At 39.9% G+C, this 12,075-nt stretch carries 10 protein-coding genes; 3 read left to right on the top strand and 7 right to left on the bottom strand.

The window, feature by feature from the left end; all coding sequences use genetic code 11:
• A partial coding sequence (locus BIZ39_RS18350; RefSeq protein ID WP_187447659.1) for a diacylglycerol kinase occupies positions 1-237 on the top strand: 237 nt, incomplete at its 5' end.
• Between the two features lie 216 nt (positions 238-453).
• Here BIZ39_RS18350 and BIZ39_RS18345 read toward each other — a convergent pair.
• From BIZ39_RS18345 to BIZ39_RS18320, 6 genes are all read right to left on the bottom strand, one after another.
• The gene (locus tag BIZ39_RS18345) at positions 454-672 is read right to left on the bottom strand and encodes a DUF3955 domain-containing protein (RefSeq protein WP_226434510.1); all 219 of its coding nucleotides are present in this window, start codon (positions 670-672) and stop codon (positions 454-456) included.
• Between the two features lie 307 nt (positions 673-979).
• A complete protein-coding gene (locus BIZ39_RS18340) occupies positions 980-1,858 on the bottom strand; it encodes a cation diffusion facilitator family transporter (RefSeq protein WP_012516887.1) in 879 nt (292 codons plus the stop codon).
• A 43-nt stretch (positions 1,859-1,901) separates the two neighbouring features.
• Complete coding sequence (locus tag BIZ39_RS18335) at positions 1,902-5,009, bottom strand: efflux RND transporter permease subunit (RefSeq protein WP_012516886.1); 3,108 nt, start codon at positions 5,007-5,009, stop codon at positions 1,902-1,904.
• Between the two features lie 15 nt (positions 5,010-5,024).
• Positions 5,025-6,206, bottom strand: coding sequence for an efflux RND transporter periplasmic adaptor subunit (locus BIZ39_RS18330; protein WP_012516885.1), 1,182 nt, complete (start codon positions 6,204-6,206; stop codon positions 5,025-5,027).
• Positions 6,207-6,208: 2 nt separating this feature from the next.
• The gene (locus BIZ39_RS18325; protein WP_015066027.1) at positions 6,209-7,489 is read right to left on the bottom strand and encodes a TolC family protein; all 1,281 of its coding nucleotides are present in this window, start codon (positions 7,487-7,489) and stop codon (positions 6,209-6,211) included.
• Between the two features lie 44 nt (positions 7,490-7,533).
• On the bottom strand, positions 7,534-7,890 hold the full coding sequence (locus BIZ39_RS18320; RefSeq protein WP_223866653.1) for a hypothetical protein: 357 nt from the start codon (positions 7,888-7,890) through the stop codon (positions 7,534-7,536).
• 1,198 nt (positions 7,891-9,088) lie between these two features.
• Between BIZ39_RS18320 and BIZ39_RS18315 the strand changes: the two genes are divergently transcribed.
• Positions 9,089-9,460: a hypothetical protein gene (locus BIZ39_RS18315; RefSeq protein ID WP_232363010.1), complete on the top strand. Its 372-nt coding sequence runs from the start codon at positions 9,089-9,091 to the stop codon at positions 9,458-9,460.
• A 61-nt stretch (positions 9,461-9,521) separates the two neighbouring features.
• A complete protein-coding gene (locus tag BIZ39_RS18310; protein WP_015066024.1) occupies positions 9,522-10,337 on the top strand; it encodes a hypothetical protein in 816 nt (271 codons plus the stop codon).
• A 57-nt stretch (positions 10,338-10,394) separates the two neighbouring features.
• Here the strand turns inward: BIZ39_RS18310 and BIZ39_RS18305 are convergent, their stop codons facing one another.
• Complete coding sequence (locus BIZ39_RS18305; RefSeq protein WP_187447658.1) at positions 10,395-11,600, bottom strand: hypothetical protein; 1,206 nt, start codon at positions 11,598-11,600, stop codon at positions 10,395-10,397.
• Positions 11,601-12,075 lie beyond the last annotated feature (475 nt).

Below are 12,075 nucleotides of genomic sequence, written 5' to 3'. Positions count from 1 at the left end.
GGAGTGCTTGCATTTTGGTCAATTCCTTATATGGAAAAGGCGATTTTACTTTCCTCCATACTCTTCGTTTTGTTCGCTGAAATTATAAATACTGCAATTGAAGTAACTATTGACCGTATTGGAAAAGAGATTCACCCACTGTCAGGCTTAGCTAAAGATTTAGGCTCAGCGGCTGTTTTAGTGACGATCGCAATTTCATCACTGTTGTGGTTAGCTACATTGTGTAGATATTTTTGATTTGAGACTGTTGACTCACCGATGAGGTACCGCACTGACATGGGTCCAACTATGCAAATTCATCAATGTGTATAAAAGAATAGAAAGCCAATAATTAGCGAGCTTTAATATAAGAAGTTAAAGTCTGATATAACTAAAAGGCAATACCCAACAACCTTTAGGTTCAGTTTTCAATTACTAGCCAGGAGTTGCATAGCAAATCGCAAAGCAAAATTGTCAGTTAGAAAAAGTTCTTCGCGTGCTTTTACTTTCGCTGATTTTTTTAAGTTTAATGAAAGTGAAAGCAAAAGTCAGCGATGCCATCAGCTCAAACAGCCAAAATATAGGAATGAAGCCAAACGATTCAACCAAAAAACCATTTTCATCTATACTCGAGCCTTTTATGTTATAAGCGATTAAACACAAAATACCACTAATAAAAAATAAGAAGCTCATCTTATAGTTACTTATAAATTTCATTAATGTCTCTATATTTTATTTTCAACATCTCGTAAGAGCACGAAAGAAACGTTGATGTCGAAGGTACGTGTTCAATCTTGCCTCTTACCACTTTAGTTACGCATTATTATCTATCACACTCTCCTTACAGTTTAACAAAAAATTTAATCATGAGGGGAACAAACTAAAAAGTTCCATGAAAATCTATAGTCATGATTGTAGACAATGTGTCACAAATAAAATTTTAGCTTAGTATTAAAACTTGAATTACTGTCGACTATCATTGTTAATGAGTAATGGAATTTCATCTCACCTCCTCATTAACTGCAGAATGCTCGTCAGTAAACTCTATTTCAACTGTGCTGTAACTGAAGTCAAACATGGCCAAGCTATCATAAATATCAAGCTTCAATAACTTGTATTCTTCAACTGTCTTTAAGGCACTGCCAACGCGTATAGTAATAACATTGTGTTCTCCGTCAAGTGACCAAATTTTTAAGTCATGGATATATTCAACTCTATCAACACTCCGGAGTTCATCTAACACTTGTTTGTATAAGTTTTTCTCTGGAACACCTTGCAAAAATAATTTTAAGGTTGCTAATAAGTTTCGAATTACATTAAACAATATAAAAAGCGTAAAGCCAATCGAAAGTAGGGGGTCTAAAATTGGCCAGTCGACAAATTGCATTACTATGGCAATAATTAATACAGCAACCCAGCCTAAAACGTCCTCCAATAAATGCCAGTTCAACACTCTCTCGTTTAGGGTATTTCCTCCCTGGAGTTTATACACAGCAAAGCCGTTTACAGCGACACCTAGAATCGCAAGTAATATCATGCCTTCTGTATTTGGAACGACCGGGTCTAATACTCGAGGAATGGCTTCTGATAATACCCAGATTGAGCCAAGGATAAGTACGGCTCCGTTAATAAATGCCCCTAACAGGCTGAGTCGCTTGTACCCATATGTGAAATTTTCATCGGCCTCTCTCTCTCCTAACCTATTGAGACACCAGGCGCTTCCAATAGAAACTGAATCGCCGAGATCATGAACAGCATCTGCCATTATAGCAGTGCTGTTCGTTAGCCAGCCGCCAATAAATTCAATAATTGTGAAGCTGAAATTTAATAGAAAAGCCCACCCAATTTTGTTTGAGCTATTTGAATGATTATGAGTCATAGAGGCTCCGGTGCGCCCGGAACATACCGGGCGTAAAATTTGATTAAGAGTTGCGTTTGTTATGTGCGAGCTGATAAAGCGCAGGTAATATAAACAGTGTCAGTAAAGTTGACGATATAATTCCCCCAATGACTACAGTGGCGAGCGGTCTTTGTACTTCAGCACCTGTTCCTGTATTAAGTGCCATGGGAACAAAGCCTAAGCTGGCCACTAACGCAGTCATCAAAACAGGTCGAAGCCGGATTATGGCCCCTCGAATTACTGAAGTATAAATATCACCATTTTCCTGCCAGAGTTGTCTGATGAATGCGACCATCACTAGTCCATTCAAAACCGCGACCCCGGACAAAGCGATAAAGCCTACTCCCGCAGAAATTGAAAGAGGCATATCTCTAATCCAGAGTGCCAGTACTCCTCCAGTCAAGGCTAGTGGTACACCAGTGAAAATTATCAATGCGTCTTTAACAGACCCAAACGCCATAATGAGTATGCCAACTATCAACGCAAGCGTAACCGGAACGACTAAAGTCAGCCGTTTGCTGGCGGATTCCAGTTGTTCAAAGGTACCACCAAACTCTAACCAATATCCTTCCTTCATTTTTAAATCGGATTTAAGTCTTTTTTGTAAATCAACGACAAATCCTCCTAGGTCGGTTCCTCGTACGTTAGTCGTTACGACAACTCTGCGCTTTCCATTCTCTCGGCTGATCTGTGCAGGCGCCGGCTTTAACTCGAGAGTGGCTACCTCTTCAAGCGGTACAAAACTATTGCCGACACGAACAGGTAAGCTCTCTAATTTGTCAATATTTGTACGCAACTCTTCAGATAATCTGATTACAATTTTAAACCGACGATCGCCTTCATAGATTATGCCTGATTCCTTACCCCCTATGCTGGTTGAAACGAGTGCTTGAATGTCTGCTACGTTAAGACCGTACCTTGCGAGAGCATCTCGTTTTGGTAATATGGACAACATAGGAAGGCCGGCAACTTGCTCAACTCGGGTGTCTGAGGCACCTTGTATCGACTCAGCGATCTCAGCAACCTTATTTGCAGAATCCAACAATTGCTCTAAGTCATCACCGAAAACCTTGACTGCAACATCAGCCCTTACGCCGGAAATCAATTCATTAAATCTCATTTGAATTGGTTGGGTAAATTCATAGTTATTACCGGGAAGCTTTGAGGCGACTGATTCAATTTCAGCCACTAGATCCGATTTAGATTTAGCTGGATCAGGCCATTCTGAGCGAGGTTTAAGTATTACAAAACTATCGGCTACATTAGGAGGCATTGGGTCTGTAGCGACTTCTGGTGTACCTATTTTCGCAAAGACTACCGCTACCTCTGGAATTTCTAACAGCGCACCTTCAAGTAATTCTTGCATTTGAATTGATTGGTTTAGACCGGTACCCGTTATGCGTAAAGCCTGTAAAGCGACATCACCTTCATCCAGTTGAGGAATAAATTCAGACCCAAGTGTTGTTGCCAACCATCCGCAGAAGACAACAAACGCTAGTGCAGCCCCAAGAGCAGCAGCTTTAAATTTAAGAATAGCCCTAAGTGCTGGTTCGTAAGCCAGTTTCACCCAACGTATTAAAAAACTCTCCTTTTCACTGATTTTTCCCCCCATGAAAATTGCGATCGCTGCAGGCACTACCGTCAGTGACAAAATCATTGCCGCAATAAGAGCGATAACAACAGTTATTGCCATGGGATGAAACATCTTTCCCTCTACGCCTGTTAAAGTAAAAATAGGCAGATAAACAGCGGTTATGATCCCGACTCCAAATAAGCTGGGCCTGATTACTTCAATCGTTGCTATTTTCACTTCTTCTAGACGTTCCTTGAGTTGAAGAAGTCTGCCGTGATGCTGTTGCGCTTCAGATAAGCGCCTAATACAGTTTTCAACAATGATGACAGCGCCATCGACAATCAGACCAAAATCTAAAGCCCCCAAACTCATCAGATTTGCCGAAACACCTCTCTGGACCATTCCAGTGATTGTCATCATCATAGCAATAGGTATGATCGCAGCCGTAATAAGAGCCGCTCGAATATTGCCTAGTAGTAAAAATAATATGACAATTACGAGTAATGCTCCTTCCAGCAGGTTCTTCTGCACAGTGTTTATCGCTTTGTCGACCAGTGTAGTTCGATCATAGGCGGGTTCAGTAACTACCCAGCTTGGTAACGATCTTTGAATTTCAGTTAATTTACTGGCAGTTAAAGCTGCAACTTCCCTTGAGTTTTCTCCCAGCAACATCATGACCGTTCCCATCACTGTCTCTTTACCATTTCTTGTAGCGGCACCGGTCCTCAGCTGCTTACCCAAGCCTACAGTTCCAATATCTTTTATTAGAACAGGAACAGATCCTTTTTTTCCTACTACGACATTTTCGATATCCTTTATCCCTGTCAATTGACCTGGAGAGCGAACAAGAAGTTGCTCGCCATTTTTCTCAATATAGCCTGCTCCAGCATTATCATTGTTTAAATATAGTGCTTCAGAAATGTCTTTAAGCGAGACTCCCATCTCCAGCATTTTTACAGGGTCGGGATTGACGTGATATTGCTTGTCATAACCTCCAATAGTGTTTACTTCTACTACTCCCGGAACCTGGGCTAACTGTGGTCGAATGATCCAATCTTGTACCTCTCTTAAAGCCATAGGTGTGACCGGCGAGCCATCGGGTAACGTTGCTCCATCTTTCCCTTCCAGTGTATATACGAAAATTTCGCCAAGCCCTGTTGCGATTGGCCCCATTTCTGGCTCAAGGCCATCAGGTAAAACACTTTTAAGGTTAGCAAGTCTTTCGTCGATTAAATTTCGGGCAAAAAAGATATCCGTTCCTTCTTCGAAAATAACTGTAATCTGTGAAAGACCATACCTCGATATAGAACGTGTATAGGATAAGTTAGGCAAGCCATATAGTGCTGTTTCGACAGGAAATGTTATTCGTTGTTCAGCTTCTAATGGTGAGTACCCCGGAGCTTTGGTGTTAATCTGAACCTGTACATTTGTAATATCTGGTACAGCATCAATAGGTAATCGCTGGTAGCTCCAAACGCCGATCCCAATTAAGATTAGTGCAAGAACAAGAAACAAAAAGCGTCTTTCTACTGAAAGACGAATAATATTATCAATCATTTATCGTCTCCAGGATTAGTGAGCGTGAGAGGCACCGGATTTTTCAAGATCCGCTTTTATCAGAAAGCTATTTTTTGATACGTAAATTTGACCAGCGATTAAGCCACGCTTTACTTCAGTGAAGTTGTCATCTTTTATACCCAGCTCGACAGGGACAGCTTGAAACGTGTTACCATCGTTTAAAAATACAACTGAGTTACCATCCATTGATTGGATAGCTTCATTCTCAACGCGAAGCGAAACATCGACTTTCTGAGCATCAACTACACCTGTAACCATATCGCCGGGGGAGAATTCTCCTTCGGTATTAGTGATTTCAACAATTGCGATCTGATAAGGTTCAAGTGAACCTGACGGAATGAGAAATTTGACCTTTGCATCTTGCTGTCGGGAACCTTTTTTTATGTGGATATAAGAGCCCTGCTTTATTGTATCCCGCTTGGATGGAAATACTTTCAATTCTGCCCAAAGCGTTTCAGCGTCGACTATTTTATAAAGCGTTTCACTGGTAACCAACTGCCCAACATTAACATTTCGACTTACTACCGTACCCGAAATTGGCGCTTTCACGATGTAGGTTTGTAAGCTGTCATTTGATTGAATTTTTGCAATTACATCGCCAGCCTTCACGCTGTCACCAACATCCGAAGCGAGAGTTTCTACAACTCCCGAGAACCGCGCATTAACTTCAGCCTTGTTCTTGGGTGGAATTACAAGAGTACCCAACAATTCGATATGTCTTTCAATGGTCCCACTCTGAACTTCGGAGGTTGCTAATTGAAACTTTTCAGTTAATGCTCTTGAGATCTGTGTTCTTCCCTCGAAGTTTTCCCACTCCCAGGAATACTTTCGTCTTTTGTCAGTCAGATAAATAGTAGCCCTAAAAGAATGAGGTTCAGACAGAGCTTTTATTGACCGCAAAACCCCCTCTGAAGTTTGAAACTCAAATTTTTCTGAGCTTGAACCTAACTTCTGTAGCTCTATAGAAAAGGAATCAGGGATAAATGGCTTCCCATCTTCAAAAGTCGAGGCAATAATTACAGAGCCCTCGGGGCTTTCATCGATACTTACTTCTATTTTGATGTTACCTTTCTGGAATATATTTTGGTTGTCATTTGAATTGGTGACATCTTCACTTGCGGTCGCGATAGATGTCACAGTGCCGATAAGAAATAAAAATAAAATTTGCTTTAGCATAATTAATCCTGGAGATTGAAAGTGAATGATTTCAGAGATTGCCCTGTCCATTGTTCGATAAGTGCTTCATTGAGCAGGGTGGCTTCGCGATAGTTGATGAGACTCCGTTGAGATTGGAGAAGTGCATCACGTGAAGCAAACCATTCTTGATAAGTGTAAATTCCCTTTTGATAGCCCTCCTTGGTCAGCTCCAATGCTCTTTTCAAATCTGGCATTACTTCTTTTTCCAGGTGCAATGCTGCCTGTGAACTAAAATTTATGCTTTTCGTTGCTTTAAATAGAATCGCTTTTACATCGAGATACTTGGTGTCTCGCTCTAATAACTCCGCCTCCTTACTAGCAATTGCAGATTTGACTGCACCCGAATTCCTCTTCTCAGCAAATAGTGGAATTGAGGCACCAAAAACTAACGATGTATCTTGAGCTCCCTGATTCCTTCTAACACCAACAGACCAAGATAGGTCTGCGGTATTATCAGACTTAGCCAACTGAATTTCAGCGTCCTTCAGGTCAAGTGACTTAATTAGTAAATCCGCATTCGATGATGATAAGAATTGGTTAAAAAGTGTTTCGTAGGAATAATTTTTAGCGGGTGAATTTAAAGAACCAGTAAGCGTGATATCTTCATAATTGCCCTGCCAGAATAGTGTGAGAGATTGCAGGGCTATTTCTTTATTCACCTTTGCTGTCGCAAGTTCTAATTTCGCTTGATTTAAAGCCGATTTAGCTCTGAACAATTCAGCATCATTCGTTGCACCACTTTTTATTCTATTAGTGATCACAGTAAGAGCATCTTCAGCTAAGCTCACACTTCGCTCAGCTATTTGCAGACGCTCCTGTTGTGCCAGAACGCGAATATACTGCTGAGTGAGCCCACCAAGTAGTGAGAGAGACATTGAATACTGCTCTGAATCTAAAAGGGCAGCTCTGGCATCCACAACCAGTGTTCTTGCACTCTTCTTTCCACCAAGTTCATACACTGAAGATAGAGAGATGGTTGCTTCTGCTGCTTGAACTCCCGAAGTAGAACTTGTGCCCATCACATTTTCTAGATTAGCACCTACGGTGTAAGCTGGAGAAAGCAAAGCTTGTTGGCGATCTCCCTCAAGAGCTCTAGTAAGAGGTCTGAATTTCAACAAGCTTGGATGACGGTTGAGAGTAAGTTGAACTGCATCATCTAAAGTTACTTGTTCTGCCAATGCATTGGCTTGAGATAGCATCAATGCACTAGTCAATATCCCGGCGCGCGTAAGTTTGCGCACAGGAAACTGTGAAATTTTCATGATATATAATCCTAGTCAGTTGAAAAAACGAAAAACGACAGGGATTAAATTCTTGGAGGACGCTCTATTTGGTTAATGAAACGATTAGGTGTAGCTTCACTATAAACTGAGACTAAATTGGGAAACTTTTTTAGAAACGAGCTTTCAATATCAAAGTAAAAAGCTATGTGTGTAAAATGACCATGACAAGAACAACAATGGTCACAATCACTTCCCGCATCTAAATCGTAAGCATCGGACAGTTCGATTAATGTATTTTCAGTACATAATTCATTGCTAAACAAGTGGTCTTGTTCAATAGAAAACGCGTCAGTCACAATCAACAAAAATTGTGCGCACAACAAAAAAGCGGCTAAGACCACTTTTAGATTTTTGCTAATGCGGTAATTCGTTTTCAACACAAGATTCCTCTATTGGCAATCTATGTTCTCTTAAAATATGATTGTAGTCAATGCCTAAATGGTCAGCTTTCTGATTCACAAGAGGAACTCTGTATTAAAAAGCCATGTATTTCAATTAAGTTGCTAAATCTTGTCAGAAAAACAGAAATCTACTGCGAAGCCTGCTCATACATAATCCGGCAATGTAAAATAAGTACACCGAAGGAATAGGAGAATACAAAATGCATTTTCAATAAGCCTGTCACAATTATTGCGTCTCGCTCGTACCAAAACCTGTAATACCCCCTACAACAAGTGTAAAAGCAAGTCCAATACTGAAAGATAAAATCACCGTTGACCCAAGAGGTAGCTTTTCCAATTGCTATCTGATCTCCTTACAGTGAGCGCATCAATGAACAACAAAGTAAATATTATCTGGCTCATGCCATAACCGTGATGCTATGCTTATGAGCATGAAGTTGGTTCGCATCGCTTCTTTGAGTTCACCAAATCATCTAAGGCTCCATTTTCGAATAAACGGTACAATAGACTAGTAGAAAGGCATATCGGAAACTCGATATCGCTAGATACCTTACTGTAACTTTTTGGCTAAAAACGTTGTCGCTTCGCGTAAAAATACCGGTCATTTTTTGACCTTGGCAAGTTCATGTTTTAATCTGCTATCCCCGCGTCACAACGGGGATCACTGCTCTTATGTGTTTTATCTTTAGATTGCGCAGCATGATGTTTTCAGCAGTTAGGTAGACTAAGAAAAATACTAATATCTAAAGCAATCTGACGACCAATAATATCAGGTTTCTAGCAGAGTAATACCGCTTCGAGTATGAATTCTGAAGTATACTTTGTTTGTTAACAACCACTCATTCCTGGCATAGCAAGCTTCTTTAGGGGAGGTTTCCTAAAAATCTGAAGAGGCTCCACAGATGACTGAAATCTATGAAGGGGCACTATAATAATTGTGATAATTCTCTTTCTGATCTAGAACCGTAGCAGAGTTACTTTCATGTTAAATAGTTCATGTTAATGCACATTAACGTTACCTATTCGAGTAAAGATAAGAAGTTAGCTTTCCGCTTTTGATTACGATATGTCATGCAAGCGAATAGCGCTCACGTCAGCAGCAAATTTAAAATAATTAAAGGGTTGTAAATCTCTGTCAAGACAGTTGGGTGACGTCAACATGTTGGAGATATACAAGATGAAAACTAAGCTGCCTCATATTGGTATTTTTTGGGTCTACAAGTCGACTGTACTTGCTAAAGCAATGCCTTTGAATAGTGCAGAGCCTGATAGCCTTTCACTCTATGACAGTGACTTTAGCCATTTAGTAGAGTGGGAAGAGCATAGAATATACCTTCCGTGTTTTCCTGAGCTCATTGCTGTTGAATATCAAGAAATCAGCAGGGGTAGAGTAATCTACTCTGGAGACTCAACATTCTTTAACATTTATGCAGACAGAAACGTGATAAAAAGCAGGGAGCTTCAAACTTTGATATGTGATAAATTTAACCTTATACCGAGTCAATGCACTTGGAAGCAAGATAAGCATTACCGCATCTTTAGTTCATAAAAAGCATACCTAAAATTTAAAAAGTCGCTCACTCAAGAATACGCTAGCAAATCATAGGGACATGACGTTGAATATATTTGGAGTAATAAACAATAGTATTTCTGATTTTGTAGAAAACCAAGAAAATAAAGCGCTCAAGAGAGGTACAGGCTCTTATTCGATACCGTTTAGAGGCTCTATCTTTGGAGAAATCGAGACAGAAAAAGTATTAAGTAAGCTCAATACCGAATCAGTCGATGTGATTTGGTTAGGCTCAAATCCTAATGTTCCTGAATCTCTCGACGCTATTTTGACTCCTTCCTCCCCTTCTCACTACGAGGGGTTTGTGCAACAAGCCATGAACGACAACTTCAGCGAAGCGTACAGAAATAGCGATGGTGTGAATGCCCCGTTGTGGGATCCTATTAACAAGCCAAACAACAAGTGGCAATTCTACTCAGAAATATTCAATAAGCGGTTTGGCGAACACAAAACGCTCATGGCTAACATAGTGCTGTGGGGAAGTAAGGATTTTAAAAGCTTCACTTCTCAGTTGGCTAAATACGATAAAGCGCTTTTAGAGAGAGCTATTCAGTTTTCTTACGAGCTGAACAATCAGATAATAGAGTACTTCAAGCCAAAGGTTGTTCTTGTTCCCAAGAGCTCTAATAGCCCATCATCAAAGAATTGGCTACTACACTCTTCAAACTTAACAGACATACAGCATCACGAAGTGAGAGGTAAAGTAACGTTCAAGTTTTCAGTAGGTAGCCTGCAAAAAGGCGATTTTAAAACAACTGTAATATCAGCCCCCCACCCTTCATACACACCAAGAATTGGTCGTGAATTTAGAGAGTCTGCGCAAAACGCTATCTTCACAGTATTACAAAATTGCTAATACACATTACTTAACACGTCTACAGTAGAGTGTTGCTTGCGCTATCTGGCAACACTGTCAACTGTTCAAGAAAATATCTTTGTAGCGTTCAAGCATTTTAATGCGTTTAGTCTCTAGAGTGTTAGGAGACAGAATAAGATTACGTGTGTTGCCCCTCTCTATGCCAGACAACGTTCGCTGTCCCATTAGTTTGACTCTATCTTCGATGGGCATTTCGACTAACGAATCGGGAGCAATGATATCAAACTGACTCAAGAAACAAGGCACACGCTCCATCTCTAGTAGAGAATACTTTTTCGCCGAGTGTTTATATGAATAAACATATACACTCTCGACCCTAGTTGCATGTGATATGTTTTCCATAACTGTAAGTGCGTCATCTTCGGTATAACGTCGTTCTTTAAATATGAGGTAAAATAGCTTCGATACCGGACAGTAAATTTTGTTCTTGATGGTCCCACCGCACTCAGCTTTAAAAATATCATAAGTGGCCTGAGTAAACGGTTGCTCTTTACCTTTTATTTTCCAATTATACTTCTCTTCCTTTCCAAATAAACTGTTATGAAGGATTTGAGGTGCAAATACATTATGTAATTGAAGACCATTTTCCATTAACGATATAATAGAGTCTTTTGTCGCGCGTTTACGCTCGCTCCCTAGTAGCTCGTTAAACCAATTAAAAAACTCGGCTAACTCACTATCCCTAAAATAAGAGGGAGTGAAGTCAACTTTAATATGCCTAAAATCAACACCACCGTTATTACTAATTAAATAAAGCCTTATCCCATGTCCTTTTTTATATTTTAAAACCCAAGAAGATTTATAATATTTGTTTCTTAAACCATGTTCTAAAGTAGTATTTTCAGGACAATCGCCAGCCCTCAACCGACTACTTATTTTTAAGGATTTCTCTTTAGATATACCGTAGCCAATTGCTAACCTATCAAAGTCTGGGGCAACCCATCGAGGATTATCTAAGTAGCGATAAAAATTATCTGAGTTTCTTTTTAAAAATCCGTCATTGCTTACTATGGCACTAAGTGCGCTATCTCTGTCCTCAATTCGTAGTGCCGAATAAAAGTCTTGAATTAACTTTGCATCCTTCTTTTGAGTTTTGGCGTTACTGCAAATTGAGTCATTAAGTTTGCATTGGGAACGTAGCTCACGAAACCTCTTTCTACTACAATGATTATTAATGAAATTGTTATTATGTACTGTGGTAGTAGTATAGTTAGTAGTATTAGTGATATTAGTAGTGTACATACTGATAGTTGTGTGCGTGTGTGACATGTATTTAAATTAGTAAACTCAAAAAACTTTCCTATTATTTTGAAAATCGCTTTATACCGTCGATAATGCGCTAAAATCACGCTATTGAGCACCTTTACTGCGTTTTCACAACTTTCTGCTTCGTAACTGAGTAGCGTTGCTCAACGCCTTAGGAATCTCACAAAAAAACGTTAGTAGTCACTAACAAAGTCCATAAATTGCTCGTCGCACAACGTGTTACCTCTAAAGAAAAGGGCCGTTGTACAACGGGTTTTGAGCGTTCAATAAAAACGTCGCACAACGCCTTTTACAAATAAAGCCCTATGATGAGGCGGTTACTCAACCCCACGAGCTAGCCCTAAAATTTCTTTACATTTAAATCGATTTGACAATAAAGTAACTCCGAACTACGGTTTTTATTATAGATAGGAAAAGCTGAGTTTTTACTTATGACAAGAGAAGTAGATGG

The organism is Alteromonas sp. BZK5 (genome assembly GCF_014349115.1).
In the GTDB taxonomy this organism is placed as follows: domain Bacteria; phylum Pseudomonadota; class Gammaproteobacteria; order Enterobacterales; family Alteromonadaceae; genus Alteromonas; species Alteromonas macleodii.
This window is presented reverse-complemented; position numbering and strand designations above follow the sequence as displayed.

Excerpts from the sequence above, each read along its gene's own strand:
- BIZ39_RS18330 (WP_012516885.1), bottom strand. The coding sequence starts at position 6,206 with ATGCTAAAGCAAATTTTATTTTTATTTCTTATCGGCACTGTGACATCT.
- BIZ39_RS18345 (WP_226434510.1), bottom strand. The coding sequence starts at position 672 with ATGAGCTTCTTATTTTTTATTAGTGGTATTTTGTGTTTAATCGCTTAT.
- BIZ39_RS18335 (WP_012516886.1), bottom strand. The coding sequence starts at position 5,009 with ATGATTGATAATATTATTCGTCTTTCAGTAGAAAGACGCTTTTTGTTT.
- BIZ39_RS18305 (WP_187447658.1), bottom strand. The coding sequence starts at position 11,600 with ATGTACACTACTAATATCACTAATACTACTAACTATACTACTACCACA.
- BIZ39_RS18310 (WP_015066024.1), top strand. The coding sequence starts at position 9,522 with ATGACGTTGAATATATTTGGAGTAATAAACAATAGTATTTCTGATTTT.
- BIZ39_RS18315 (WP_232363010.1), top strand. The coding sequence starts at position 9,089 with ATGAAAACTAAGCTGCCTCATATTGGTATTTTTTGGGTCTACAAGTCG.
- BIZ39_RS18340 (WP_012516887.1), bottom strand. The coding sequence starts at position 1,858 with ATGACTCATAATCATTCAAATAGCTCAAACAAAATTGGGTGGGCTTTT.
- BIZ39_RS18325 (WP_015066027.1), bottom strand. The coding sequence starts at position 7,489 with ATGAAAATTTCACAGTTTCCTGTGCGCAAACTTACGCGCGCCGGGATA.